The sequence below is a fragment of the Microbulbifer aggregans genome (assembly GCF_001750105.1).
Lineage (GTDB): Bacteria > Pseudomonadota > Gammaproteobacteria > Pseudomonadales > Cellvibrionaceae > Microbulbifer > Microbulbifer aggregans.
Genome location: NZ_CP014143.1, coordinates 3,192,487 through 3,218,157 on the forward strand (window position 1 = coordinate 3,192,487; position 25,671 = coordinate 3,218,157).

Here is a 25,671-nt window from a genome sequence, read left to right on the forward strand (position 1 = left end):
TGCCCTTAACCCACCTGACCTTCGGAACGGTGATCCAGCTTCCAGTTGACGAACCGGGCCACACCGATGAAGAGCGGGATCAGACCCAGGCTGCCTACCCCCACGCCTGAGGCGATGGTCAACCAGATAAACAGGGCCAGACCGACTGCAATCAAGGTAAAGCCACGATCGCGCGCCTTGCTCGGGGATTCCCCCTCCATGGCATCCAGCAGTTCCGGCGGGATATCGCGACCCTCTGCAACCATGCGGTTGATGTTGTCCATCAACAGCTGCTTTTTGCGGTAGCTGTTGCGGGTTACCAGCCATACGATCAGCACCGGGGTGCCGAAAACTGCCAGTACAGAGACAATTGCGATCAACCAGTCCATATCAATCTCATCCTTTTCCCGCACTTCGTAGCGCTGCAGCGGTTTAAGGTCACCGGAAATCCCGATCTGGATATTCTTCGGTACACCATCCAGGGACTCCTCGACCACCAGGCCCTGCTCATCCAGGATGCCCTGTTTTTCCAGCTTCTCGTAGATCCGCCGGGTCAGGGCGCCGCCGAACTCCTCGCCCAGGTCGACCTGGACCTCGCTCCGCTCGCCGGTCTCATCGCGGGTGGTGATACGCAGGGTGCCGTCATCACCCCGCAGGATCCGCACCTGCTTCTCCACCTCGTCCTCAACCCGCTGGAGATGCCGTGCGTGACTTTCCATCTCGCGCGCCCGGCTCTCCATCTCCCGTGCATGAATTTCCATTTCCCGCTGCAGGCGCTCCATCTCCCGCTGATGCTCCCGGGTATCCGGGGCCTCGACAGAAGCCGGGGGCTTGGGCGGCTCGGGGGCCTCCTGGGCCCAGCTGGCCAGCGACATTGTCGCCACCAGGCCCAACAGCAGCCGGGAACCGACTGCGGCAAAGTTATTGTTTCTCGCTCTCATTATGGTGCTCTCAACCTGTGTTGCTTGGTGTCGATCTTCTTACAGCGCCGTCAGGGGCAGGCCCACCTGGTAGCCCAGCGCACCGCCCTTCACCGGGGGGCGGTCGGCAATTCTTACCGGATACGCCGGCTTACCGACCTCTTTACTGCCCTGCTCTTGCTGGCATTCATTGAGCTTGCGAGAGAAAACCTCCTCGGTCTTCTGCGAAAGCTCGCGCTCCACCTCATCCATGGGAATGGAGAGCTCGGCGGCTGCGGCCGGCAACGCGCTCAGCAAGAGCGCCAGCGCGGCGTAAAATTGTACCTTGTTGGAACGTCCTGTATCAGTGCTTTTCATGATTTCGCCTCCTGGCTGAATTCCTTGTACACCAGTAAGATGGGGCGAAATCACCGATTGGATGCACCGGTGGCAAAAAATTTCGGAGAATCCATGGCTCACCCCTCAGAAGTACTGAAGTTCTGGTTTGGCACGGACCAGCTGGAAGCATCCGCAGACGAGCTGCACCAGAAGCTGTGGTTCACCCGCGATGAGACCTTCGATAACGAGATCGAGGAGCGATTCGGCCACCTGGTGGAATCCGCCATCGCCGGCGAACTGCACGAGTGGCGGAGCTCGGTGCCCGGCGAGCTGGCTCTCGTACTGCTGTGTGACCAGTTCACCCGCAATGTTTACCGCGACACCGCCCGCGCCTTTGCCGGTGATCCGCTGGCGCTGGACGTGGCTCTGGCCGTGATCGAGCGTGGCGATGACCGCGGACTGGGGCTATTTCAGCGGGCCTTCCTGGGCATGCCCCTGGAGCATGCCGAGAGTGAGGAAATGCAGCAGCGCTCAGTGGCCTACTTCAACCGCCTGCGCATGGACTACCTGAATGGGGCCATTGGGGCCGCTCAGGCAGAGAGCTTTTACCAGTACGCCCTCGCCCACCAGAAAGTCATCGACGAGTTCGGACGCTACCCACACCGCAATGCCTCCCTTGGACGCGAATCCACAGCCGCGGAGCACGCCTGGCTGGAACAGGGAGGTGGCTTCTGATGGATCTGATCGCCTGGTTGTCACTGGCCGGAATCTGCGCCCTCGGCGCCATGAGCCCGGGCCCCAGCTTGCTGATCGTACTGCGCTGCGCTGCTGCCGGTCCCCGGCAAGGGCTGGCGAGTGCCATTGCCCACGGGGCTGCCATCGCGCTCTATGCGGGCCTGACCGCTTTCGGGCTGGCAGTACTGGTCACCCATACCCCACTGCTCTTTTCCCTGCTGCAGTGGGGTGGCGCCGCGATGCTGGTGTACCTCGGCTGGAAGGCCCTGAGCGCCCCCGCCCCAGGCAACGCCAAGACCAAACAGGCGGTTGAGGAGCCGGTTTCAGTTCCACGGGCGGCACTGCAGGGCTTCGGGATTGCGTTCTTCAACCCCAAGGTTGCGATCTTCTTTACCGCTCTGTTCAGCCAGTTCGTCTCTGCCGAGCAGGCACTGGGCACCAAGCTGGGCATGGCCGGTCTTGCCGCCGGCATCGACGCAGTCTGGTATGCACTGGTTTCACTGGTGGTCACGCTGGGGAGCGGCCGTGGCTGGCTGGGCGCAGCGGCAGCGCACCGCCTGCAGCAGGTGTTTGGGGTCTTGCTACTGGGCCTGGCAGCACGTCTGGTGCTCAGCCTCTGAGGAGGTCACTGGTTGCCGGCTATTCCAACCAAATCCCGATCATAAAAAAAGCCCGCAAAGCGGGCTCTCAAACTCTACTGCGGGGTTGAGGCAGCGCCCCTATTGGGGGGAGCAAGGAACGCTGCCGTGAAATGATTATCCCCGAGTTTTATCTCTACTTGCCGCAGGAAAACGCACCCACCGTTCGACTTACCGCAAACCTCCGCACTTGACACTGTACACATACACAATTACTGTACAAACATACATATAACCAACCCGCTTCAAGAAAAACCGGAGGCAACCATGGCCGTTGTAGCTGTATGGAAATGCGATAGAGACGGAGCAATGTTCGACAACAAAAAAGACGCCGAAGAACACGACAAGATGCTGGAGCTCGCCGCCAACATCACTTCCCTGATCGAGCGCCACGTGGATGGCATCTCAGAAGAGGTTGGCGAGGAAATCGGCCTGCTGCTTGCCAAACGCCGCGAAGCCCTGGCAAAAGCCTGCAAGGGTAAGCCGGAAGTACTTCTTGAAGAAGAAGCCAGCACCGAAGAAGAACAGGCGGACGACCGCGTAACCCCGCTGGCGGTCAATCAGTAAACTCAAGTCTTAAAAGTACCATCCCTGTACTGTGCCCGGCCTGAGCCGGGCTTTTTTGTGCCTGCAATTGACTGAGGGTGCAATGCCCCCATAAACGCAACTGCGCCTGCGCCCAGTTGCGGCCAACCTCAGAACTTCAACGCACTAAAAGTGCCGACTAGCAGGACTACTGCAAGCGCCAGGATGACGGTCCAGGTCAGTGCGGTGCCCCAGAAACGCCCGGGATGGTAGCCGCCCCTGCCCGCGGTCAGTCCGAAGGCATGCAAGAAGCGCCCAAACAGCAGGGTCCCGCCAAGGATATGCAACCAGCTGGCGGCAAGACCATTAAGCTCTGCCAACAACAAGAGCAGCAGAGCCAGGGGCACATACTCCACTGCGTTGGCGTGCGCGCGAATCAGAACCTCCGCGGCATGCTTCCCACCGCTGCCGAGCCCGACCTTCTGCGTCCGACGAAACTTCACCACCCGGAAGGCCAGTGCAATGATCAGAAGCGCACAGAGCGCAGCATAAAAAGCGGTGACTGTAGCCATGATGATTTCCTATCAGGTTTGCGGTTCGGGGGACAGTCTCAACGCTTGAAACCGAACGCGTGCCCCGCTTGAGGCTTGAGGTAGCGATCCCTCAGTCTCGTGGAACGGTTTACCAGGGACTGTGGCTCGCCGTTAATAATCACAGCCTCGGCATAACTGGTTACCTCGAGAGGATCCCCACTCCAGACGACCAGATCTGCCACGCGGCCCGGGGTCACACTGCCACCCCCAATACGGAACACATCGGCGACATTACTACTGATTGCTTTCAGGGCCTCTTCATAGGGCAGCCCCGCAGCAACCGCATTGCCCGCAGACTGGCGCGCGAGGTATACGTTATGAGTCGAGGCATAACTGGGGCCGCTGATGACCACTTTGACCCCGGCCTTGTTCAGTAACGCCGCATTATCCAGTCGCGCGCCCAGGCTTTCGAATCCAGTCGGCAGGTTATTGATGGCATCGACTATGACGGGCGCTTTGGCAGCCGCGATACGATCAGCCACCATCCACCCTTCAGCTGCACCGAGAATAACCAGCTGCAGCTGGAACTGGCGGGCGAGATCGAGCACGGCGATGATGTCGCTGGCACGGTTAGCCGTCAGCAGTAGCGGCTGCTTGCCTTCGATTACCGGTTGCAGGGCTTCCAGGTCTTCAATGGAGTGATTGAGTTCTCGCCATTGGCCACGGCGGATCGCGTCGCGATTTTCCCGGTACTCCCTGGCCTCCTCCAGTGCATTGCGGACCTTGGCAATCGCGTTGGCACGGCTGCCGCCCGCGAGCACACTGCCGGCCTCACCGGTATAGGCCTTCTGCGCCAGATCCGTGGCCACCACACTGTCAAAGCGACCATTGAGTGCGATCGCAAAGCTGCGACCGGCAAAAACCCGTTGCGGGTCGCCGACACTCTCACCCCACATCTGGATGCCGGGGAATACCAACGCCCGGGTCACCCCGCCTGCACGGTTGAACGGAATCAGCGTGGATTTCGGGTTGTAAGCAGGCAGGGGATCGAAAGCCGCACCGATGCTCTCACCGGTCACGGAGTAATCATTGGTGCTGCTGGCAGCTCCGATTTCCACCAGTCCCAGCTCGGAAACCGGCGCGATGACGCCGGGCGTTACAATCTTACCGCTCGCATCGATCTCGCGGTCGGCCTTTACGCTGATGGATGGCGCCACCTGTTCTATCCGACCGTCACGGATCAGCACGTCGGCAGTCGGCAGCGTTCCAGCCTCGGAGAGGGTATGGACACGACCGCCCTTGATCAGCAATGTCTCCGCCACGACAGCTGGTGCTACGGCACCAACCAAAACCGCCAGCGCCGGGAAAATAAACTTGTTCAGGGCTTTCACGAGCGCTCTCCTTCCGGATTCAGGATACCCAGTTCAAAATCACTGTGGGGCTGGCGGGCGGGATCATCACGGTCAAACATCAGCTCACCGTCAATAAATACCTTCTCAGCCTTGCTGTAGACACTGAAAGGATTGCCGGACCAGAGCACTATGTCGGCCATCTTGCCTTTCTCGATACTGCCGGTCTCTTCGGCAACACCCAGGGCCTTGGCCGGATTCAGGGTCATCCAGATCACGGCATGTTCCGGCTTGATATCAAACCCGGCGCGCTGGCCGGCAGTCATGGCCTTGGCCACCTCTTCGTTCAGGTGCTGAATACCGATGGCGGAGTCCGAGTGAATCATCGCGCAGGCACCGGACTGGTCGACGATCGCGATGTTCGCCTCCGTCATGTCAAAAGCCTCGTGCTTGAAGCCCCACCAATCTGCCCACATCGCAGCGCAGACACCCTGCTCTGCCAGCAGGTCGGCCACTTTATAGGCCTCTACCGCGTGGTGGAAAGCGGTGATCTCAAAATCAAATTCCTCGGCGATGTCCATCATGATGGCCATTTCTTCACCGCGGTAGCAGTGGTTGTGTACCAGGATTTCGCCGTTCAGCACGCCCGCCAGCGTCTCCAGCTGCAGATTGCGCTCCGGAGCCTCACCGCCTTTATCCCAATACTTTTCCCACTTGTCCTTGTAGCGGGACGCCTCGAGCCAGGCATTGCGGTAGCCGGCAACATTACCCATGCGGGTGGAGGGAGCCGTGCCCTTACCGCCGTATACCCGCTTGGGGTTCTCACCACAGGCCATCTTCAGGCCATAGGGGGCGCCGGGAAACTTCATGTCCTGGACACTGCGGCCGGGCACATTTTTGAGGGTCACACTGCGCCCACCAAACAGGTTGGCGGATCCTGGCAATATCTGCAGGGTCGTGACGCCGCCGGCCAATGCCAGTGTAAACTGTGGGTCCTGCGTCCAGACCGAGTGCTCCGTCCAGACTTCGGCGGTATTTGGCGAGGTCATTTCGTTGCCATCCTGGGAGGACTCGATGGACGGCGCAGGATAATTACCCAGGTGGGAGTGCACATCCACCAGCCCCGGCGTCACCCACTTGCCGTTGGCATCGATCTCCAGGGCATTGCGTGGTGCGCGCAGTTTATCGCCGATTTTGGCGATCCTGCCGTCCTCCAATACCAGATCGGCGTTATCCAGGCGCTCACCGGTACCTGTAAGTACAGTGGCATTGCGGATGATGACGGGCTTGCTCTGTTCCAGAGCGTAGGTTGAGGGAAAAGCTTCGAGGTCAGCAAAGCTCTTGGCTGCTTCTTTGCCCCCAGTTTCCTTCTCGCCGCCACAGGCGGTCACCAGAATTGCGGCGCCCAACAGGGCCGCGAGACAGCGAAAGTGGTGCTGCATTGTTATGTCCCGGTCTCATTGACTGATTGTGATCGATTCCGGCGTCTATCCTACCAGCACTGGCACGGTTCGACACAGACGCATCCGATGATGCGCATTGACAGGAACCCCACGGGGCCAGCGCAGTTCATTTTTCATGCAGCTTTAACTGTGAAACCTGTCAGCAGCACTAGTCTGTAAAAGAAATCTCACTTTCTCGACCTGGAAGCCCGCAACCGGGACGTATCCTCCGGCCTGGCGTCCTGCACGAGTTCATCAAGAAACTCCTCACAACGATCCCTCACTTGCAGCTGGACCAACACTTCTGCGAGAGCTGATAAGTGGCATCCCTGCCCCCGCTCCAGCCTCTTTAATGTGCTCATGCCGATTCCACTGGCCGCCGCGAGTTCTTCCTGGGAGCGATTCTGGGCAAGGCGCAAGCGTCGCAACCGGTCCCCCAGGAACCGGAGCAGCGTCACCGCCTCCAGGCTGCCCTCAGCGGCCTCGTCCGTATTTTTCTTACCCATTCCGACCCACTCCCGCTATCCGTCAACAGCGCCCATTATACTGCTCCTATCAAGCGGCAATCTTGCATAACTGCAATGCCGGTAGACTTTGTGTGGCCCCCGTGCTGCAATTCGAGTCGGAGCGCAGGGAGTCGCTGCTCCGCCGATCCCAATAGCCCGGCATGCACAAGGACGGAGAATGAAAGAAAAAGATCAGGGCAATCTTGCACCACCACTCAACCTCAGTGGAGAAACCCGGGTCATTTACGACGCACTGCGCAAGAGCGAAGAGCGTTACAGAGAGTTGGTAGAGCATGCCAACTCAATCATTCTCCGCTGGGACCGTCACGGCTTTATCACTTTTTTCAATGAGTACGCGCAGCAGTTTTTCGGCTATAGCGAAGCAGAAATACTTGGCAGGCACGTGATAGGAACAATTGTCCCGGAAAATGAGAGCACAGGTCGCGATCTCCGGCCGCTGATGGATGAGATCTGCCGCGATCCGGAAGCCCACCGCTACAACGTCAACGAGAACATTACCCGCGCGGGCAAACGTGTCTGGATTGCCTGGACCAACAAGGTGCTCAAGGATGACGCAGGTCACCCGGTTGGCGTGCTCAGTATCGGCACCGATATCACCAAACAGCGCCGGCTTGAAGAAGAGCTGCGTCAGGCTCAGAAGATGCAGGCGATCGGTGAACTTGCCGGGGGGATCGCCCACGATTTCAACAATATGATTCACGGCATCAGCGGCTATGCGGAGGTCATCCGCGAGCTCAGTGACCACCCGCGAGTCGGGGAATATGCGACCCACATCCTGACGACCGCCCAGCATGCCGCAGAGCTGACTCAACAACTGCTCACATTTGCCCGCAAGGGGAAATATCAGCTACGACAGTGCAATACTCACGACATTATCCGCGATGTCTGCGCCATGCTTTCCAGAACCATCGACCGACGGATCATTGTCGAGCAGAACCTTCAGGCAAGCCGGCCCCACGTACTTGGCGATGCAGCACAATTGAAGAGTGCCCTTCTCAACCTTGGCATCAACGCTAAAGATGCCATGCCGGATGGAGGCACGCTGCGTTTCTCAACACGGAATGTGGCGATCGAGGCCCCCGTCACCATTTCAGAGTTTGAACTGCAATGCGGCCAGCATCTCCTCATCACCATCAGTGACGACGGCACGGGAATGCCGGAGACGGTACGCCAGCGCATTTTCGAACCCTTTTTTACCACCAAGGACAGTGGCCGGGGTGCGGGCCTGGGACTGGCGGCCGTATATGGCATGACACATATGCACCAGGGCGCCATTCGTTGCCATAGCAGGGAGGGTCAGGGAAGCAGCTTCGATCTGTTCCTGCCGATCAGCAAAGACTGCGCAAAGCGGGAGCAACAGAATCGACGATCACCAGATCCCCGTAGCGGTATCCACATCATGGTAGTGGATGACGAACCCATGGTGCGTAACTACTCCAAAACCCTGTTTGAGATGCACGGGCACAAGGTGGTGACCTTCGAATCAGCGGAAGCTGCGATCGATTTTTATCGTACCGATCACGCCAGCATCGACCTGGTATTACTCGATATGATCATGCCCAAGATGGACGGGCAGCAACTGTTTTCCCTTCTCAAGGAGATCAACCCGGAAATCAATGCCATCCTGTCCACCGGCTATAGCGTGGAAAGTAAGATCGAAAGCATACTCCGGGAGGGCATCATCGAATGTATTCGTAAGCCGTTTACCTACGAGCAGCTGGACTCACTGCTCAGGCGACTGGCGGCAGAGGGGCGCCTTCCCGGGTACCAGGCCCTGGAGCCGCTGGAGAATTGAGAAAAAAAACTAAATCTCAATAATGCATGATCTTGATAATCGGCTCACCGTTGTCACACTCTCCCACCACCTCGGCATCAGTGATTTTGGAGCCGGCCTGGATAACCTTGTTTGAGGGGTAGGAAACAAAGCAGGCAAAGTTGAAATTTACCGCCCAGTTGCAGAGCAATCGGCCGTCTTCTTCCTCGTAAAAGCGCTGCTGACAGAATGAAAGGTACGGGCTCGCACCGCCTCCCGCCTGCCGGGCTTCCGAGTCAGTGTCCGAGAGCGCGAAAACGCCTGTCGGGAGTATCAGCCCCAACGCGAGTAACCACCGCATAACTACACTCGCATTTCAATTATCCGATGTATGCAGCATAGCAACGGCTTGCGCGTGTTTCCTCTTTTCTGATGATTGGCGCAAGATTTCACATTGGAAAATAAAAAAGGGGGTGGGAATCCCACCCCCTGAAAGCCAATTCTTGCGGAAGGGAAATCCGGAATTGGAAGTTCAAGGTGAAAATGCCGACTCAACCTGCCGTAAACCTCTGAACCGGATGAGTCCGCCGCTCTCGCCTTTACATAACGATTCGATGCTATAACCGTTTATTGCAAAATCGAGAACGATTACGAATATATTATTCCTACCGGCAAGAGGCAACCCCCTTCAACACAATCCAAACAGTTGCGTGGTTTTTTACGCCATTCAAGCTCAACCAAGGGAAAGATCAGTTGGTGCGCGGTCGTCGCGGCTGCCCCTGCTGCCGGAATACCGCTACCGCATCACGGCTGCGCTCAAACAGGTCCTTGGCCTTTTCATCCCGCTGGGACATCAACAGAAATAAAAGATCAGTGACCATAAGCTGTGCGGTGCGGGCGAGAATGGAAGAGCTGCGCGTGCCCGCCTCGTCGGCGACACAGAACAGGTTGATGCCCGCAACGTCAACCAGTGGATTGCGGGAAAAGCTGGTCAAAGAAATCACCGCCGCCCCCTGAGCGAGGCCCGCTTCGGCAACACGAATGACCTCCTGGGTCTGGCCGGATTCGGAGATCGCAAAAATCACATCCCCCTCGCCCAGAGTGGCTGCATTGGCCATCTGTACATGCGTATCACTTTCTACCAGCACCGACTTGCCCAGCTTCATCAACTTGAAAGCCAGATCCTTTGCCACCAGGGAGGAGGCACCTACGCCGGCCATCAGGATTCGCCCGGAGCCGGCGAGCAAAGCCACTGCGGCAAGCAGCTGGGATTCCGGATTGACTGCCAGCGTCTCGTTCAGTGACACCGTTTTACGGGCGATCAATTTCTGCGCAACGGTGGTGACGTTGTCACCGATGGCAATATCACCGTGAATCGCCTTGGGCAGCAGTGAGGTTCGCGCCAGGGATTCGGTGAGAGACAGCTTGAGGTCGGAATAGCCCTTGTAGCCCAGTTTCTGGCTGAACTTGACCACACTCGACTGGGAAACTCCGATACGTTCCGCCAGTGCCTTGGAAGACTTACCCCGAACCTCCTCCACATTCTCCAGAAGAAAATCCGCAATACGTCGCTCGTGATTGGACATCGAATCGCGCATCGCGCGGATTTTTGCGATAGAACCCATAGCTTTCACTCTGCCGGGAGCGCCCGGGTCCCCGCCCAGTTCACTCTTCAGTGGAAAAGAGGAGCACAATCGGCGCTGCCGATGGAAAATACTTTGCCCCACCCAAGAATAAATGATACCAATATAAGGAATTATTAGGAATAATTAAGCATTGGCGCTTATCGAGCGCACGAAAGAATAACAACGGGTGAGCATTGATGGAATTGCAGTTCACTGGACTCGACTGGGCAATTTTTGCACTCTATGGAGCCGTGCTTGTCGGCAGCGGCTGGTACTTCAGCCGGAGCCGCTCCGCGGACAGCCGCGACTACTTCCTGGCCCACAACAGCATGCCCATGTGGATGGTGGCGATCTCTACACTGGCCACCACACAATCCGCCGCCACCTTCCTCGGCGGTCCCGACCTGGGCTATCGCGGTGACCTGACGTACCTGTTCACCAATCTGGGCGCCATTCTGGCGGCATTCATCGTCGCCCGACACCTGATTCCGCGGTTCTACGAGCAACGGGTCACCACGGTTTACGAGTTACTGCAGAGCCGTTTCGGTGAGGGGGCAAAGCTTAAAGCCGGAGCCATGTATCTCCTTGGCCGGGTATTTGCCAGCGGCGCTCGCCTCTACATGGCGGCAATCGCCGTCTCCATGATCCTGTTCAATGATATTGATGCCGATCACGTCGTTCTGGCTGTACTCCTGTTAACCGCAGCCGGCCTGCTGCAGACCTTTATCGGTGGCGTCCGCTCGGTGATTCAGAGCGATGTCATGCAATGCGTGGTCTACGTGAGTGCCGCCATTGCAGTGGTGGGTGTTCTGCTATGGCAGATCCCCGCTGACCTGCCGGCAATCGTCTCCGCACTGCAGAATCCTGTCGATGGCAGCGGCTCGAAGCTGGCGCTGGTGGATACAAGCTGGAACCTGCAAGACCCTTTCAATCTCTGGGCCACATTTACTGGCTTCGTGCTGCTGAATATTGCCGCCTTTGGCCTCGATCAGGATGTTACCCAACGCCTTCTCACCTGCAAGACGCCCCGCGATGGTGCCCGTGCCATGCTCCTGTCCGTAGTGATGGTCGCTCCGGTAATGGCTGTGTTTATGGGGATCGGCCTGCTGCTCTATGTTTTTTACCAAGTTCCCGAACTGATGGGTGGCACTTCCGTTTCCTCACCGACCGGTGGCGACATCACTGTGTTTATGCACTACGTCCTCAACGAAATGCCGGCAGGCCTGCGCGGACTGGTGACTATCGGCGTGATCGCCGCGGCACTATCGACCCTGAACTCCAGCCTGAACTCCATGGCCAGCGTCCTTACCGAAGACCTGTATCGCAACTGGCTGGAAAGGCGCGGAGTCGACAAGCCCGCCCACCATTTCGTAATCGCCGGGCGCAGCGCGATGGCGCTGATCGGCGCGGCCCTGAGTGGCATGGCGATCCTGTGCTTCTACTGGCAGCAGATCAGCGATCTGCCGCTCATCACTTTCGCTCTCTCGGTGATGGTTTTTGCCTACTCCGGGCTTCTGGGTGTGTTCTTCACCGTGCTGTTTACCAACCGCGGCAGTGGCTTGAGTGTAACCATGGCGCTGATCGGTGGCTTTGTCGTCACCCTGCTGTTGCAGCCCTGGATGATAACTATGCTGACCGGCAACGAGGAGCCGCTCACGCTAGCGTTCCCCTGGCAGCTCTGCCTGGGTACAGCCATTGCCTTTTCCATCTGCTGTCTCGGCAAGCCGGCTGAGCAGGCTGACGTCGAGGCCTCTGAGGAAGCTCGCGCATGAGCCAGTGCTTTCTCGGCATCGATGGCGGTGGCACCAAAACCCTCGGCCGTATCGGTGGACCCGGCGTTGAGCCCCTGGAACTGCGGGCCGGCCCCAGCTCCCTCACCCAGGACATCGAGGGTGCGATCGGCAATGTCATGGGGCTTTGCCGCGACCTGCTGATGCGCAGCGGCATACAGTCAGCGGAAACACACCTGGTCTGCGGGGTTGCCGGAGCCGGTAATCCGTCCGCCGCAGCAAAACTCACCGCGCGACTGGAATCCCTAGGATTTGCCAGTGTGACGGTGACCTCTGACGCACGGACATCCCTCATTGGGGCTGGCGCAGGTAGCCCGCTCGTCATGGCTGCTATCGGCACCGGATCTGTGGTGATGCGCCTCGCCAGTGACGGCGACATTCGCCAGTTCGGCGGTTGGGGCCTCGCGGTGGGAGACGAAGGGAGCGGCGCCGCCATCGGCAAAAGTGCCGTGCGCGCCCTACTCTGGGAACTGGATATCTATGGCGGCCCACGGACTCCGCTTTGTCAGCAAATCATGGCGGAGGTAGGCCAGCATCGCGGCCCAATTCTGAGCTGGCTGCAGAGCGCTGGCTCGCGGGAATACGGCGGACTGGCACCGGTGGTTTTTTCCCACTTGCCCGCCTGTGATCTGGCTCGGGAAATCGTCACCAACACGACCGCCGAAGTGGAAAGACTGATCCGTGCAGCTTCCGCCGCGGAGGCACTGCCGCTGGCGCTGTTGGGCGGACTCGCCGACAAACTGGTGCCCTATCTGTCCCCGGACCTGCAGGAACGGCTGATCCCGCCACTCGGTACTGCATTGGATGGCGCCTGCATTCTGGCCAGAAACGACAGCAGGGTCGCGACTGTACCCTACTCTTAGCCAAACAGTCTCAAAAGGAAGGATCCTGGAGCCCGAATTTCCAGGAAATTGTGGCAATCAGGCGAATTTGGGTTTCCTCCTGCCGGCGTTATAACAGGCGTAAACCCGCTCTCGCCAAATTCTGGAATTAGACAATGAGCCAAGACCTGATTCAGGAGCTGAGCCGCCTCACCAGCGAGGCGCGCAACCCAGACACACAGGACATCGACCTGCTACCCACCGAGGCCATCCTGGAAAAAATCAATACCGCGGATCGAGAGGTTCCCGTGGCTGTGCACCGCGTTCTGCCCCAGGTGGCCGAGGCGGTTGAGAAGATTGTCGACGCGTTCAAGAACGGTGGGCGACTCATCTACATGGGCGCAGGAACCAGTGGACGCCTGGGCATCCTGGACGCGGTCGAGTGCCCGCCTACCTACGGCGTCACCGAAGACATGGTGGTCGCCCTGATCGCCGGTGGTGAGGACGCTGTCTACCGGGCCCAGGAAGGCGCGGAGGATAACCCGGATCTCGGTCGTGCCGACCTGGAAAAGATCAACCTGACCGAGCGCGATGTCGTCGTGGGAATCGCAGCCAGTGGCCGGACACCCTATGTGATCGGCGGTCTGCAATATGCGCGAGCACTCGGCTGTACCACGGTAGCCCTGTCCTGTAACCGCGCAGCGGCAATCGCCGATGAGGCAGACATCGCCATACTGCCGGAAGTGGGTCCGGAGATTCTCACCGGCTCCACCCGCATGAAGGCCGGTACAGCCCAAAAGCTGGTGCTCAATATGCTGACAACCGCCAGCATGATCCGGCTCGGCAAGAGCTTCTACAATCTGATGGTGGACGTTAAGGCCACCAATGCAAAACTGATCGGGCGCACCCGCCGCATCGTGATGGAGGCCACCGGTGTCAGTTTTGAAGAGGCGGATCGGGTTCTGGGCCAATGCGACCACAACGCCAAGCTCGCCATTATGGTGATCTTGAGTGGACTGGATCGGGCCGGCGCAGAACAGGCACTGGAAGAATCGAATGGTTTCTTGAGACTGGCGTTACAGCAGGTAAAGCCAGAAAGGCAAGCTGAGGAAGTGCTTGCCTGACCGGGAAGGGAATCCAGCCAGCGGGGGGCCACCCCCGCTGTTATCAGAGCCTTCTCCGTGTACGAAACACCCACCGTATAAACCCCGCAGCCCAGGCGAGCCTGAAACTTTTCTGTTGGAGCTAACTGTCAGGCGTTCCTCTCCGATAAAGCTGCGTTCTCCAGCACGTCCGCAACAATTTCCAGCCAGTGGCGCACCGGAGTCTCGGTACCACCCTGCAAGTGCAGCTGGCAGCCAATATTGGCCGTGAGGATGGTGTCGGGATTAGAGGCCTGTAGCCGCTGCAGTTTTTCCTCACGGAGCGCCCTCGACATCGACGGCTGCAGCACCGAATAGGTGCCGGCGGAGCCGCAGCAGAGATGAGCATCCTCCACCACAGGCAATCTAAACCCGAGCTTGCCCAGCAATCGCTCCACACGTCCATTCAACCCCTGGCCATGCTGCAGGGTACAGGGGCAGTGAAATACAAACTCATTGGCAGCCACTGCATTAGTAAGCTGGAGATTTCGCTCCTCGAGCACCTCCTCCATTACCTCGACAGGATCACGGATCAGGCGCACGATCTCCTCCGCCTTGTGGCGGTAGTCCGGATCATCCGCCAGCACAGTGCCGTAATCTTTCAGGTGCACACCGCAACCACTGGCCGTGGACACGATTGCCCGAATCGGCTCCTCGGTGAGACGTTGCCACCAGTAGTCTACCTGCGCGCGCGCCAGCGACCGCGCCTCCCCTTCCCCGCTGGTATGAAAGCTTGCCGCGCCGCAACAGTTCGCCGCAGCGGACTCCTCCACCGGGACTTCCAGAGCCGTCAGGATTCTTATAAAGGCGACATCGGTTTCCGGTCGCAGGGTCGGCTGTACACACCCCTTGACCAGCAATACCTTGCCAGCATCGGAATCACTCGCGTTGGTAGCAACCCCGGATTTGATCTCGGGTGACTTTTTCTGCGCGGTGCGCGGAGGGAAATAGACACGGCGCAACACCGCCGGCAACAGCGGCGCGAAGGGACGCCCTATTGCCATCAAGGCGGGAAAGAGAGCCGGGGTCACCATCAATTTACGCAGCAGAAAACGCAGGCTTTTCTGTGCCGCACCGCGGGGAGCGAGCCGCTCACTGGTAGCACGGCCCACTGCAACCAGCTTGTGATACTCCACACCGGATGGGCAGGTGGTCTCGCAACTGAGGCAGGTCAGGCATCGATCCAGATGGGTGCGGGTCACCTGCGTGGCCTCACCGGTCTCGAGCATTTCCTTGATCAGGTAAATCCGCCCGCGCGGACTGTCGAGCTCGTTGCCAGCCTGCAAGTAGGTTGGACAAGTTGCGGTGCAGAAGCCGCAGTGAACACAGGCATTCAGCACCTGCTCGGCCCGCTTCGCCTCGCCGGGGTGCAGTAAGCCTTCGATGATCCTGACCTGCATCAGTGCTCTCCCCCGGATTCGAAGTGACTACTGAAAAGAACCGGGTTGAAAACACCCTTCGGATCGAACGCATCTTTGATGCGTCGGTGCCACTGCGGCGCGCTGACAACCGGCGTTACCGCATCGCCGCGCAAAACCCGAAGGAAACCGCCTTCCGCCAGCGCCCGCTGTTGTAATTCCTCGTGGTCGCCGCCTTTTACCCAGATCCGGGCACCCTCCCAGTCCGTCAAGATGTCGCCCTGGGGAATTTCAACCTGCGTTCGCGGCGGCAGTAACAGGCAGGCGAGTTGCTCTGCACAAAAAAAATCACTGCGTAGGTCGCGCAGCGCACTCCAGTCGAAATCCGAGGGCTCGCCCCCCAGAGACGCCAAGACCTCATCCAATGCCTTTGCCCGGCCACTGAACCGCAAGTGCAGGTGACCTTTGTACCAGCAGCTGCCGCTGAGCAGGGGTCGCAACTCCCTGCAGCGCGGCCACCAGTCTTGCAGTTGCGCAGGAGAGACAGCGAAAGTGCGCGTTTCGTGCCTCTCCGCCAATGGCGCGAGGCGCAGGGCAACATCAAGAATCACACCTAGAGTGCCGAGGGCACCGACCTGCAGCCGGGATAGATCATAACCGGCCACGTTCTTCATCACCTGCCCACCGAAATTCACAATTTCGCCGTGGCCATTGATCAGGCGGCAACCCAGCACCGTGTCCCGCAATGAAACACCGAGGGATCGCCCGGGGCCATCCCAACCGCAGGCAATGGCGCCGCCCAGTGTGCTCTCCGCCGTCGGTGCGGGGATCTCGGCGGCGAAACGCTGGCCGTGGCTGGCCAGCAAATGTTCCAGTTCAACGAGTCGCGTTCCTGCGCGAGCGCGGATCACCAGCTCATCCGGCTGATAGTCGATGACACCGCAGTGGTCAGCGACAGACATGGCCTCGGGTCCCAACGGCAGGCCCATGCCGGCACGGCTGCCACTGCCCACTATTTCCAGCGGCCTGCGCTCAGCCTGAGCCTCTTGCACCTGCGCCTGAAGGTGGGCACTGCGATCGTGCGCTCCACAAACGTCACTCATGAGAACGCCTCAACGCGCGGTATTCCTGGCAGCGGGCCAGCTCGGGGATCTGCTTATCCGGATTCAGCAGGCCGAGAGAATCCAGTGCTTCCTTGATGGCCATGAACTGTGCGATCTCCGCATCAGTAAACTGCACTGCCATCTGATTGATTTTTTCCAGCCCGACACCGTGCTCTCCGGTGATACTGCCACCGACGGCAATACAGTACTCAAGAATATCCGCCGCCAGCTGCTCAACCCTATCCAGGGCGTCAGGCTCACTGCCGTCAAACATGATGATGGGATGCAGGTTACCGTCGCCGGCGTGGAAGACATTCGCCACCTGCAGGTCGTAGTTCACGGCAAAAGACTGGATGGCTTCCAGCACATCGCCAATGCGGTGACGGGGCACCGTGCCGTCGATACAGTAATAGTCAGGGGAGAGGCGGCCAATCGCAGGAAAAGCGCTTTTGCGCCCCTTCCACCAGAGTGCCCGCTGCGTCTCATCCGCGGCGAGCTGCACACGGGTGGCACCGGAACTGCCGAGCACCTCCTCCACCAGCTTGAGCTCTACGTCCACCTCGCGGGGATCACCATCCAGGTCGATAATCAGGATCGCCGCTGCATCCAGTGCATAGCCGGCATGACAGAACGCTTCAGTTGCCGAGATCGCCAGCGCATCCATCATTTCCAGTGCCGCCGGGATCACACCGGCACGGACGATGGCCGAAACTGCGTCGGATGCGGCGCGCACACAGGCGAAATCCGCCATCAGCGTCCGGGTTGTCGCGGGAAGCGGCGTCAGCTTGACGGTCACTTCCGTGATAATGCCGAGACACCCCTCAGAGCCGTGCATCAGCGCCAGCAGGTCGTAGCCCGGTTGAGCCAGGCACTGACCGCCGATGGTCAGCACCTCCCCCTCGCTGGTAACCACCCGCAGCGCCGAGACGTTCTGCACTGTGACGCCGTATTTGAGGCAGTGAACGCCGCCGGCATTTTCCGCCACATTGCCGCCAATGGAGCAGGCAATCTGGGAGGAGGGATCGGGAGCATAGTAAAGCCCCAATGGGGCCGCAGCGCGAGAGACCTGCAGGTTCACTGCCCCCGGTTCCACCCGGGCAGTCATGGCATCGCGGTCCAGTTCGAGTATCCGATTCATGGCGGCGGTAACCAGCAGCACACCGGATTCGATGGGCTTGGCACCGGCGGACAAGCCTGTCCCGGCTCCCCGGGTCACCAGGGGTACACGGTGACGGTGACAGGCAGTCGCCACAGCAACCACGTGAGCCTCAGCCCGGGCCAGAACCACCGCCACTGGGCGACTGCAGTAAACCGGCAGAGCGTCGCACTCGAACGGCGCAATCTGCTCCCGCTCTGTCAACAGACAGTCTGCTGGCAGCTGGGAGCGGAGCTCCTTTAACAGGGCTTCTGCAGACACCGGATCACACCTTCCAGATAATCCTGCGGCGGTACATCTGCCACATCACCACGTAGAACAGCGCCAGACAGCTGACCGCAAATGCCAGCGATCCGCCGTAGCTGCCAAACAGGGGCTCGAACACATTGCTGAACAGCCATCCCTTCAGTGTCGTCTCTCCGACGGGAATCATGATTAACACGCGGCCAACCACCCCGGCCAGCATGAACAGGGCGATGGCGTTGACGCCGAATACCAGCAGCGGTGCCAGCGGACCGCGGAACCCGCGTATATCCACCAGATAAAAGAGTGTAGCCAGCAGCATCAGGGAAACGCCGCCGGTGACCATCACGAAGCTGGGTGACCACAGAGCCTTGTTGATCGGAACCCAGGGGTGAAGCAGTTGCCCGACCACCAGCAGCAGCACACCTGCCGCCAGCCATTGCCTGCACAGCTTCATCCTGCCCTCTTCCGTACCATCGCAGGCTTTCCAGGCCAGCCCCGCCAGAACACCCAGCAGGCAGGTGGAGACGGCGAGAAGCGTGGTCAGGACGCCCTCCGGGTCGAAGGGAAAAGGCTCCGCGTTGCGGTAATAGAGATGCTCGCTGCCCAACAGCCAGTGATCCAGCCAGGCGGAAAAATGATTGCCGAATAGTAACTGGCCGCGGAATACCTCGCCGCTGTCACCACTGTACGGGATCCACAACATCATCAACCAGGGCACGAGTGTGCAAAGCACCGCCGCAACAATCAGCCCGCGCGTCGACAGCCAGGAAACCAGGTAGCAGCAGAAAATATAAACCAGCGCGATACGCTGCAGCACGCCGAGCCAGCGGATACCCGTCAGGCGGTCCTCAAACCAGTCGTAGGCCGGATCACGGAAATTGTAGAAAAAAATGGCGAGGAAGAGGCCCAGACCGAATAGCTTGAGTGCCCGGGACCATTGCGGCCAGCCCACTGCCGGGAAAGTCTCCCGGCGGCCATTGGCAAGCACCATCGATACACCCACGACAAACAGGAAAAGCGGAAAGATGACATCCGTAGGGGTCCAGCCATGCCATTCCGCGTGCGCCATGGGTGCATACACGTAGGACCAGCTGCCGGGATTGTTCACCAGTACCATGGCGGCGATGGCGAGACCGCGCAGCAGATCCACCGACATCAAACGCCCCTGCGGGCTAAGGGACAGGATGTGCTCATTATGACGTTGCAACATGTTAACCCTCCGGATAGAGCAGGTAGGGCTGGCGGCGCTCCCTGAACTGCTGGTGCTGAGTCTCCCAACTGCGTCGAATCTCCTCCTCGTCCTGCCCGGCCACGATGGCCTTGCGCAAACGGTCAGTGCCGGCCAGTTTGTCGAAGAATGCGGAACGGGAGAAGAACTCCTCAGATGACTCACCGGTGCGACCTGACCAGTCGATCAGGTACTGCAGGGAAAAGCGCGGTTGGTTATCCAGCATCCGCAGATCGTCCCCTGTCACCACAGACCCGCGGTGCTTGGGGTTCTCACTGGCGCCGGCGATAGGCTGCGGAGTAAATTCAAACTCTCCCTGTTTATCACCGGGATGGCCGATTGTCTGGAACGGAAACTCTGTGCCCCGGCCGATGCTCACCGTCGTACCCTCGAACAGGGCAAGGGACGGATACAGGCGGATGGACAGGTCATTGGGCAGGTTCGGTGAGGGCTTGACCGGCAGTGAGTAAACATCACTCTTGTGGTAATTGGTGGCGGGCACCACGGTTAGCTCACAGCGTGCACCCTCATCCAGCCAACCCTCGCCGTTGATCATCTGCGCCAGCTCTCCCACGGTCATGCCGTGCACCAGCGGGATTGGATGCATGCCGACGAAACTGCGGAATTCCGGCTCCAGCACCGGACCATCGATGTAGTCACCATTGGGGTTCGGCCGATCGAGAACCATCAGCGGCAGGCCGTAATCGGCACAGGCCTGCATCAGGTAATGCAGCGAGCTGATGTAGGTGTAGAAGCGAACCCCCACATCCTGGATATCGAACAGCAGCCAATCCAGGTCTTCGACGCTCGCCTCCGGGGGCGCATACTGCCCGCCGTACAGGGACACGATAGGTAGCCCGGTGGGGCCGTCCACGCCATCGTCCACCTTGCCCCCGTTTTCCACATTGCCGCGAATACCATGCTCCAGTGCAAAGATCCGGGCGATGTCCACGCCTTCATCGCGCAGGAAATCCACCAGGTGCTGTTGGCCGACCCTGGAGGTCTGGTTCACCACCAGTCCGACCCGCTGCGCTTTCAACAGCGGCAGGTAACGCTCGGGCTGCTCGGCACCGGTGAGCACCGGTTCCGGGCGGTCTTCGCTGCAGCCGGAGAGCGGCAACAGGCATAGCACTGCGACGAGGGGGCTCAAAAGAGCGCGAAGGGAAAATGCTTTCATGATAGCGCTGTCTTTTTTATTGAAATAAGTCATCTGGTGGATAAAGCCCGGGCCTACTGCACGGGGAAATCGAAATATTGTTCGGGCCAGGGTTCGGGCTTGAAGGTGTAGTGCCACCACTCCTGGAAATAATTGACGAAGCCGCGCGCCGCCATCGCATCACGAAGCAGCAGGCGATTCTGTACAGCGAGAGAATCTTCCAGCGGGAATTCAGTAGCGGAGCGCTCATCCATGAAATCGAAGCCGGTGCCCATGTCGACAAGGTCACCGCTCTCGAGCCGATACAACCCGAGATCCACGGTGGCACCGCGGCTGTGCCCGGAGCGCTCGGCGATATAACCGCGCGCAAACATCTGCGACTTTTCTTCCCGAGGGTAGAAAGCCTCCTTGGTAGAAAAGTCCTCAGGCTCACTCACCCAGCGCACGAAATGGTTTACCGCCTGTTGCGGGCGATAACAGTCAAATATCACCAGTCCGAGGCCGAGTGTAGAGAGATCACTGGCCACTTCCTTCAGGGCACTGGCCGCTTCCGGTGCCAACAGACAGCGATTGGCCTCATAGCCATCCAGTGGTTCACCCACCAGGTTGTCACCGCTGTGATACTTCATGTCCACACGGATATCGGCGGCGGACACCGCTTCCATCTGCACCGGCGGCTCGGAATTGTCCGCAGCACAGGCAGTGAGCACCACTAGCGCCAGTAACCAGCTTTGCTTTGCATCCATGGCGATCTCTCCCTGCCGGTTCGCCCAGCCAACTGCCGGGCGTTTATTATTTTCTTGTCAGCGTCACGATCAGAGCGCTTCCAGTTCCCGGATTCCCGCTTCAACTTCATCCGGACACATGACACGGATTGCCGGGGCGCCGTTGATCGAGCGCAAGCCATGCATTTCCAGGTCCTCGCGGTCTTCCACGTAGGAGCGGATCGCCGCCAGGATCTCCCCGGTAATCTCCTGCCCCGGCACCAGCAGCGGAATACCCGGCGGATAGGGCACCACCTCATCGCAGGCAATACGCCCTTCCAGTCGTGCAGCATCGGCTCCACTCAGGGGCAGCTTTTCGCCGCGGGCAAAATAGGCAGCCCTGGGCAGAACACGGATTGCACTCAGCGCCGGCAGGGATTGCCCGCTGTCACCGGAACCCGACTGCAGGCAGTCCTCCGAAAGCCGGCGCAATGCCTCTTTGAGGCGCAACACCTTGCTTTCTGTCGTACCGATGGTGACGAGGAAAGACAGAGTGTTGTGAGTGTTCTTCTCCACCTGGATGCCGTATTTGTTAAACAGCACCTGTTGCGCATGCGGCGCTGAGACGCCGGCACAGCCCACATCGATGGTCACCTTGGTGGGATCCAGCAAAATACCATCACCGGCGACTTCCTCGCTGCAAAGATCCTCCACCGCGAGGCTGCTGAACGGCGTGCTTTCACATACAAACTGGCGGATGTCCTCGGCAAACGCGAGGGTGCGGCTCAGCACCTCGAAGCCCTCAATACTCATCTGTTTGCGTGCCACATCCAGGCTCGCGATCATGCCGTACTGCGGGCTGGTGGAGGTATGCATATTGATGTCTTCGCGGAAACCCGCTGCATCAAAGCCTTTTACGCTGTCACCGACGTGGATCATACTAGCCTGCGAAAATGCAGACAGCATCTTGTGGGTCGACTGGGTAACGAAATCGGCACCACACTCGATCGCAGTCGGGCGGAGTTCCGGGTGGAATCGTCCGTGCGCATACCAGGCCTCATCGATCAGCACATAGACGCCGTGGTCGTGGGCGTACTCGATGATGGGCTTCAGGTCGTAGCGCAGGCCATCGTAGGTACACGACGTCAGCACCAGCAGGCGCGCCGACGGATTGCGGTCGATGGCGTCGAAAATTTTGGCCTTGGAGACAGGGCCATAAATGCCGTAGTGCTGATTGACCGAGGACTCCAGGTATACCGGCAGTGCCCCGCTCATGATCATCGCGTGGTGCACCGACTTGTGACAGTTACGGTCCACGATCACCCGGTCCCCGCTGCGCAGTAGGTGCTGCAGCACGATCTTGTTGGAAGTGGAAGTGCCGTTGGTCACGAAATAACTGTGCGCCGCACCGAAGGTCTTCGCCGTCAGCTGCTGGGACTGGCGAATCACACTGATGGGATCCATCAGGGAGTCGAGCATCTTCACACTGACGGACAGGTCCGTATTGAAGATGTGCTCGCCCATAAAGCGGTAAAAATCCACCACCCAGGGGCTGGAACTCAGGCTGTCGCCACTGGAATGCCCCGGTGTGTGCCAGGAGTCACGCGCGGCGTAGACATACTCGCGCAGAGCGTCGGCAAACGGCGTGGCAATACGCTCTAGCAGGATGCGGCGCAGGGTACGATATACAACGCCGTAATTGGACTCGCTGCGGGAAATGACACTCTCATATTCCCGCCCGCTCGCCGCCCGATCCCCAGCGGTCAGCAACACACAGTCAATTTCTGCACGCCAGCGGCGCAGGGTGGTGTACGCCTCAACCAGGGTGTCGCCGCCCAGACTGCCGTCATCCAGCGCAACGATCTGTGTTTCGCCGCGACCGAGGAAATCTTCCAGGTCTTCAAGTCCGGTATGGCAAAAAGACAATTTTACCGGCGAGTCGTGGTCACTCTCCGCCACCAGGCCCAGTTCTGAAACCCAGCGCGCGCCAAACCTTGGCTCCGCAGTGACCAGTACAATCTTACATTCCGTCATCAACCAACTCACAACTACAGCAAGAGCAGACCCAGGGCAACAAATCCTACCGCGCTGACGGCACCCGCTATCAACGCATACGGCAACTGGGTCCGCACGTGATCAATATGTTCAGTCCCCGCCGCCAGCGACGAGACAATTGTTGTATCTGAGATCGGCGAGGCGTGGTCCCCGAAAATCCCTCCGGAGAGCACCGCCGCCACAAATAGCGCCGGTTCGGCGCCCAATGCCGAAGCCACCGGAATGGCAATCGGCAGCATAATGGAGAAGGTACCCCAACTCGACCCCACAGAGAAAGCGATCACGCCGGCAACCAGGAAAATAACCAGGGGCAAAAACGCCACGGGAATAGCATCTCCCACCATCCCAGCCACATAGGCACCCGTACCCAGGGTCTTGGAAACAGCCCCCAGGGCCAGGGCCAGTATCAGAATGATTGCCAGCGGCAGCATCCGCCCTGCCCCCTCCATCCAGGTATGACTCAGCTCCTCGAGGGTCATGCTGCGCTGAAAAATGACCAGCAGGGAAACAACGGTCAAAGCCGCAAAGGATGCCCAGAGCACTGCCGTGGAACCGGAACCGGCAAAAATCTCGCCGTCACCGGTGATCCAGAGTCCCAGCGGCATGGCCACGATCAGCGTGAACACAGGCAGCAACATGTTCATCAGGCGCGGCTTGACGTGCTTGCGCTCAGCCGTCGCCGCGGCGATGTCGAGTCCGTCCACATCACCGCTGTGCGTGCGGGCCTGCGCTTTCGCCATGGGGCCCGGATTGTAGTCGCGGGTGATGGTGTAAGCAGTCAGTGCGACGGCGGTAATGGCATAGAGATTCAGCGGGATACTGGCGAGCAACACCTTGAGCGGCTCCTGCACACCAAGACCGTCCAGCAGGCCAAGGTTGAATGCGCCCCAGGCATTCAGGGGAATCAGCATACAGATTGGTGCAGAGGTAGAGTCGATGATGTAGGCGAGCTTTTCCCGCGCGACGCGGAAGCGATCGAACAGTGGCCGCGAGACCGTACCCGCCACCAGCACCGTGATATTCGATTCGATAAAAATCACGATACCGATCAACCAGGCCATCCACTGGGCACGCTTACCATTGGTAACCCAGCGGCTCCGCTCGAGGAAACGCACAAAACCACTCACCGCACCACAGCGCTCGAGGGTGATGATGAATGCCCCGATAATCAGCGTGAACGCCACGACCCGGGCATCCCCCGGGCTGGCCAGCACCGCAATGACCGCATCGATGGCCTCGGCCAAGGAAGGGAAAAAGCCGGACTGATTGAGCAGAAAGTAACCGAGCCAGATACCGGCAAACAGTGCCAGGTAGACCTGTCGGGTGAGAAGCGCCAGACCGATGGCAAGAAAGGGCGGCAGCAGGGTAATCCAGGATAATTCAGTCATACAGCATCGTTTGATTATTGTTTTTTATATGCTGACAGGCCCCGCGGGGCCTGCCGAAACAGCTTTTATCGCCGAAACCGATAATTGCATTCCGGCTCGGGATAATTCTGAGAGAGCGAGCAGCAATCAGCTCACCACCGGCTCCTGCAGGATCAGGGCGCCGCTGTCACCGTCCAGCTCGGCCATGGCTCCCACCGGCACCACTGTCTGGTCATCCACGTGCCCGATCATCAGGCCGCGCACCACCGGCACTTCCAGCCCGGCGCTGCGTTCACGCAGTACGTGCTCCACGCTGAACGTGTTGCCACTGGTTTCCGCATCGGTGAACTTGCCAAAAACGATTCCGTTCACTTCGTCCAGCTTGCCGGCCAGCCACAGCTGAGTCAGCATGCGGTCAATACGGTAAGGCGCCTCACCGACATCCTCCAGAAACAGGATCTTGTCACGAAAATCCGGTTCGAAGGGTGTCCCTAGGAGGCTGCACATCAATGTGAGGTTGCCGCCGATGAGCCGCCCCCTGGCGCTACCGCCTCGGAAACGGGTCACACGATTGCGGCGCTCGACCCGGCCGGGGCTGCCTTCAAAGGGCGGCGCCTCGCCAAGACGCACCGGAAACTCTCCGCGGACCAACACCTTGGAGAATTCTTCCAGGGTGTAGTCAGTAAAATTCTGAGCCGCGATGGGACCGTGGAATGTGATCAGGCCACAGCGCTCGTGGATCGCATTCAACAGCGCGGTGATGTCACTGTATCCGAGCAGGATTTTGGGATTCTGGCGAATGGTCGCGTAATCGAGCATCGGCAGGATACGCGGTGTTCCATAGCCACCCCGCAGACAGAAGACCGCATCCACCTCGGGATCCGCGAACATGCGATTGAAATCCTCTGCCCGCGCCGCATCCGGCCCGGCCAGATACTGGGTGCGCTGGTAGAGGTTTGCACCTTCCTTCACCTTGAAGCCGAGGGACTTTACCACGTCGATGGCAAAGCGGATATCTTCGTCCTCCCAGGCATTACTGGCGGGAGTGACCAGCCCCACCGTCATTCCGCGACGCAGACGGGCTGGCCGCAACAACTCGCCGGTGGACGGTGCCGCGCCGGCACTGCCTGCAGCGGCAAGGCCGCTCAGCAGCGGAGCCGCCATCAGGGATTTAATTAGTGTTCTTCTTTCCATGGGGCTC

Annotated in this window: 24 protein-coding genes; 7 read left to right on the top strand and 17 right to left on the bottom strand. The window is 59.4% G+C overall.

Going from position 1 to position 25,671, the window contains the following annotated elements; all coding sequences use genetic code 11:
- Positions 1-5 precede the first annotated feature (5 nt).
- Positions 6-920, bottom strand: a complete 915-nt coding sequence (locus AUP74_RS13855; protein ID WP_069948079.1) for a DUF6249 domain-containing protein — start codon at positions 918-920, stop codon at positions 6-8.
- Between the two features lie 39 nt (positions 921-959).
- Positions 960-1,256, bottom strand: coding sequence for a hypothetical protein (locus AUP74_RS13860; RefSeq protein ID WP_069948080.1), 297 nt, complete (start codon positions 1,254-1,256; stop codon positions 960-962).
- A gap of 93 nt (positions 1,257-1,349) precedes the next feature.
- On the opposite strand from AUP74_RS13860, the gene AUP74_RS13865 reads away from it, so the two are divergent.
- The 3 genes from AUP74_RS13865 to AUP74_RS13875 all read left to right on the top strand — a co-directional run bounded on the left by AUP74_RS13865 (position 1,350) and on the right by AUP74_RS13875 (position 3,157).
- A complete protein-coding gene (locus AUP74_RS13865; protein ID WP_083261137.1) occupies positions 1,350-1,952 on the top strand; it encodes a DUF924 family protein in 603 nt (200 codons plus the stop codon).
- Positions 1,952-2,572, top strand: a complete 621-nt coding sequence (locus AUP74_RS13870) for a LysE family translocator (protein ID WP_069948081.1) — start codon at positions 1,952-1,954, stop codon at positions 2,570-2,572. Before AUP74_RS13865 ends, AUP74_RS13870 begins: the two co-directional genes overlap by 1 nt.
- Before the next feature lie 285 nt (positions 2,573-2,857).
- Entirely contained in the window at positions 2,858-3,157 is a 300-nt protein-coding gene (locus tag AUP74_RS13875) for a YebG family protein (protein WP_069948082.1), read from the top strand.
- Positions 3,158-3,285: 128 nt separating this feature from the next.
- Here AUP74_RS13875 and AUP74_RS13880 read toward each other — a convergent pair whose 3' ends face one another.
- The 4 genes from AUP74_RS13880 to AUP74_RS13895 all read right to left on the bottom strand — a co-directional run bounded on the left by AUP74_RS13880 (position 3,286) and on the right by AUP74_RS13895 (position 6,945).
- A complete protein-coding gene (locus AUP74_RS13880) occupies positions 3,286-3,687 on the bottom strand; it encodes an MAPEG family protein (protein WP_069948083.1) in 402 nt (133 codons plus the stop codon).
- A gap of 38 nt (positions 3,688-3,725) precedes the next feature.
- A complete protein-coding gene (locus tag AUP74_RS13885) occupies positions 3,726-5,039 on the bottom strand; it encodes an amidohydrolase family protein (protein WP_226999807.1) in 1,314 nt (437 codons plus the stop codon).
- The gene (locus tag AUP74_RS13890; protein WP_069948084.1) at positions 5,036-6,439 is read right to left on the bottom strand and encodes an amidohydrolase; all 1,404 of its coding nucleotides are present in this window, start codon (positions 6,437-6,439) and stop codon (positions 5,036-5,038) included. The genes AUP74_RS13885 and AUP74_RS13890 overlap by 4 nt, the downstream gene beginning before the upstream one ends.
- A 188-nt stretch (positions 6,440-6,627) precedes the next feature.
- Positions 6,628-6,945 carry a helix-turn-helix domain-containing protein gene (locus AUP74_RS13895; RefSeq protein WP_069948085.1) on the bottom strand — a complete coding sequence of 106 codons (318 nt, stop codon included), beginning with the start codon at positions 6,943-6,945 and terminating at the stop codon, positions 6,628-6,630.
- A gap of 178 nt (positions 6,946-7,123) precedes the next feature.
- Here AUP74_RS13895 and AUP74_RS13900 point away from each other — a divergent pair, with 178 nt between their 5' ends.
- On the top strand, positions 7,124-8,761 hold the full coding sequence (locus AUP74_RS13900) for a hybrid sensor histidine kinase/response regulator (RefSeq protein WP_069948086.1): 1,638 nt from the start codon (positions 7,124-7,126) through the stop codon (positions 8,759-8,761).
- Positions 8,762-8,777: 16 nt separating this feature from the next.
- Here AUP74_RS13900 and AUP74_RS13905 read toward each other — a convergent pair whose 3' ends face one another.
- Both AUP74_RS13905 and AUP74_RS13910 read right to left on the bottom strand, forming a co-directional pair.
- The gene (locus tag AUP74_RS13905) at positions 8,778-9,080 is read right to left on the bottom strand and encodes a hypothetical protein (protein ID WP_145924406.1); all 303 of its coding nucleotides are present in this window, start codon (positions 9,078-9,080) and stop codon (positions 8,778-8,780) included.
- Positions 9,081-9,468: 388 nt separating this feature from the next.
- Complete coding sequence (locus AUP74_RS13910; RefSeq protein ID WP_069948088.1) at positions 9,469-10,344, bottom strand: MurR/RpiR family transcriptional regulator; 876 nt, start codon at positions 10,342-10,344, stop codon at positions 9,469-9,471.
- A 197-nt stretch (positions 10,345-10,541) separates the two neighbouring features.
- Between AUP74_RS13910 and AUP74_RS13915 the strand changes: the two genes are divergently transcribed.
- The 3 genes from AUP74_RS13915 to murQ all read left to right on the top strand — a co-directional run bounded on the left by AUP74_RS13915 (position 10,542) and on the right by murQ (position 14,079).
- Positions 10,542-12,116: a sodium:solute symporter gene (locus AUP74_RS13915; RefSeq protein WP_069948089.1), complete on the top strand. Its 1,575-nt coding sequence runs from the start codon at positions 10,542-10,544 to the stop codon at positions 12,114-12,116.
- On the top strand, positions 12,113-12,997 hold the full coding sequence (locus AUP74_RS13920) for a glucosamine kinase nucleotide-binding domain-containing protein (RefSeq protein ID WP_069948090.1): 885 nt from the start codon (positions 12,113-12,115) through the stop codon (positions 12,995-12,997). Before AUP74_RS13915 ends, AUP74_RS13920 begins: the two co-directional genes overlap by 4 nt.
- A gap of 134 nt (positions 12,998-13,131) precedes the next feature.
- A complete protein-coding gene (gene murQ, locus AUP74_RS13925; protein ID WP_069948091.1) occupies positions 13,132-14,079 on the top strand; it encodes an N-acetylmuramic acid 6-phosphate etherase in 948 nt (315 codons plus the stop codon).
- A 128-nt stretch (positions 14,080-14,207) separates the two neighbouring features.
- On the opposite strand, the gene glcF is transcribed toward murQ, so the two are convergent.
- The 9 genes from glcF to AUP74_RS13970 form a co-directional block, all read right to left on the bottom strand.
- Entirely contained in the window at positions 14,208-15,497 is a 1,290-nt protein-coding gene (glcF, locus tag AUP74_RS13930; protein WP_069948092.1) for a glycolate oxidase subunit GlcF, read from the bottom strand.
- Positions 15,497-16,558, bottom strand: coding sequence for a glycolate oxidase subunit GlcE (gene glcE, locus AUP74_RS13935; RefSeq protein ID WP_069948093.1), 1,062 nt, complete (start codon positions 16,556-16,558; stop codon positions 15,497-15,499). Before glcE ends, glcF begins: the two co-directional genes overlap by 1 nt.
- Entirely contained in the window at positions 16,551-17,975 is a 1,425-nt protein-coding gene (locus AUP74_RS13940) for an FAD-linked oxidase C-terminal domain-containing protein (RefSeq protein WP_069948094.1), read from the bottom strand. The genes glcE and AUP74_RS13940 overlap by 8 nt, the downstream gene beginning before the upstream one ends.
- 4 nt (positions 17,976-17,979) lie before the next feature.
- Positions 17,980-19,170, bottom strand: coding sequence for an acyltransferase family protein (locus tag AUP74_RS13945; RefSeq protein ID WP_069948095.1), 1,191 nt, complete (start codon positions 19,168-19,170; stop codon positions 17,980-17,982).
- Position 19,171: 1 nt separating this feature from the next.
- Entirely contained in the window at positions 19,172-20,365 is a 1,194-nt protein-coding gene (locus tag AUP74_RS13950; protein ID WP_069948924.1) for an exo-beta-N-acetylmuramidase NamZ family protein, read from the bottom strand.
- A gap of 53 nt (positions 20,366-20,418) precedes the next feature.
- Positions 20,419-21,090, bottom strand: coding sequence for a M15 family metallopeptidase (locus AUP74_RS13955; protein ID WP_083261007.1), 672 nt, complete (start codon positions 21,088-21,090; stop codon positions 20,419-20,421).
- A gap of 69 nt (positions 21,091-21,159) precedes the next feature.
- A complete protein-coding gene (locus tag AUP74_RS13960) occupies positions 21,160-23,082 on the bottom strand; it encodes an aminotransferase class I/II-fold pyridoxal phosphate-dependent enzyme (protein WP_069948096.1) in 1,923 nt (640 codons plus the stop codon).
- Between the two features lie 14 nt (positions 23,083-23,096).
- Entirely contained in the window at positions 23,097-24,491 is a 1,395-nt protein-coding gene (locus AUP74_RS13965) for a Na+/H+ antiporter NhaC family protein (RefSeq protein WP_069948097.1), read from the bottom strand.
- Between the two features lie 126 nt (positions 24,492-24,617).
- The gene (locus tag AUP74_RS13970; protein WP_069948098.1) at positions 24,618-25,664 is read right to left on the bottom strand and encodes a S66 peptidase family protein; all 1,047 of its coding nucleotides are present in this window, start codon (positions 25,662-25,664) and stop codon (positions 24,618-24,620) included.
- Positions 25,665-25,671 lie beyond the last annotated feature (7 nt).

Bases quoted from the DNA above. Each gene is read 5' to 3' on its own strand.
- AUP74_RS13955 (WP_083261007.1), bottom strand. From the start codon at position 21,090: ATGGATGCAAAGCAAAGCTGGTTACTGGCGCTAGTGGTGCTCACTGCC.
- AUP74_RS13875 (WP_069948082.1), top strand. From the start codon at position 2,858: ATGGCCGTTGTAGCTGTATGGAAATGCGATAGAGACGGAGCAATGTTC.
- AUP74_RS13890 (WP_069948084.1), bottom strand. From the start codon at position 6,439: ATGCAGCACCACTTTCGCTGTCTCGCGGCCCTGTTGGGCGCCGCAATT.
- AUP74_RS13945 (WP_069948095.1), bottom strand. From the start codon at position 19,170: ATGTTGCAACGTCATAATGAGCACATCCTGTCCCTTAGCCCGCAGGGG.
- AUP74_RS13870 (WP_069948081.1), top strand. From the start codon at position 1,952: ATGGATCTGATCGCCTGGTTGTCACTGGCCGGAATCTGCGCCCTCGGC.
- AUP74_RS13910 (WP_069948088.1), bottom strand. From the start codon at position 10,344: ATGGGTTCTATCGCAAAAATCCGCGCGATGCGCGATTCGATGTCCAAT.
- AUP74_RS13960 (WP_069948096.1), bottom strand. From the start codon at position 23,082: ATGACGGAATGTAAGATTGTACTGGTCACTGCGGAGCCAAGGTTTGGC.
- AUP74_RS13920 (WP_069948090.1), top strand. From the start codon at position 12,113: ATGAGCCAGTGCTTTCTCGGCATCGATGGCGGTGGCACCAAAACCCTC.
- AUP74_RS13965 (WP_069948097.1), bottom strand. From the start codon at position 24,491: ATGACTGAATTATCCTGGATTACCCTGCTGCCGCCCTTTCTTGCCATC.
- AUP74_RS13905 (WP_145924406.1), bottom strand. From the start codon at position 9,080: ATGCGGTGGTTACTCGCGTTGGGGCTGATACTCCCGACAGGCGTTTTC.
- AUP74_RS13865 (WP_083261137.1), top strand. From the start codon at position 1,350: ATGGCTCACCCCTCAGAAGTACTGAAGTTCTGGTTTGGCACGGACCAG.
- murQ (WP_069948091.1), top strand. From the start codon at position 13,132: ATGAGCCAAGACCTGATTCAGGAGCTGAGCCGCCTCACCAGCGAGGCG.
- AUP74_RS13950 (WP_069948924.1), bottom strand. From the start codon at position 20,365: ATGAAAGCATTTTCCCTTCGCGCTCTTTTGAGCCCCCTCGTCGCAGTG.
- AUP74_RS13900 (WP_069948086.1), top strand. From the start codon at position 7,124: ATGAAAGAAAAAGATCAGGGCAATCTTGCACCACCACTCAACCTCAGT.
- AUP74_RS13860 (WP_069948080.1), bottom strand. From the start codon at position 1,256: ATGAAAAGCACTGATACAGGACGTTCCAACAAGGTACAATTTTACGCC.
- AUP74_RS13970 (WP_069948098.1), bottom strand. From the start codon at position 25,664: ATGGAAAGAAGAACACTAATTAAATCCCTGATGGCGGCTCCGCTGCTG.
- glcF (WP_069948092.1), bottom strand. From the start codon at position 15,497: ATGCAGGTCAGGATCATCGAAGGCTTACTGCACCCCGGCGAGGCGAAG.
- AUP74_RS13915 (WP_069948089.1), top strand. From the start codon at position 10,542: ATGGAATTGCAGTTCACTGGACTCGACTGGGCAATTTTTGCACTCTAT.
- AUP74_RS13855 (WP_069948079.1), bottom strand. From the start codon at position 920: ATGAGAGCGAGAAACAATAACTTTGCCGCAGTCGGTTCCCGGCTGCTG.
- AUP74_RS13895 (WP_069948085.1), bottom strand. From the start codon at position 6,945: ATGGGTAAGAAAAATACGGACGAGGCCGCTGAGGGCAGCCTGGAGGCG.
- AUP74_RS13880 (WP_069948083.1), bottom strand. From the start codon at position 3,687: ATGGCTACAGTCACCGCTTTTTATGCTGCGCTCTGTGCGCTTCTGATC.
- glcE (WP_069948093.1), bottom strand. From the start codon at position 16,558: ATGAGTGACGTTTGTGGAGCGCACGATCGCAGTGCCCACCTTCAGGCG.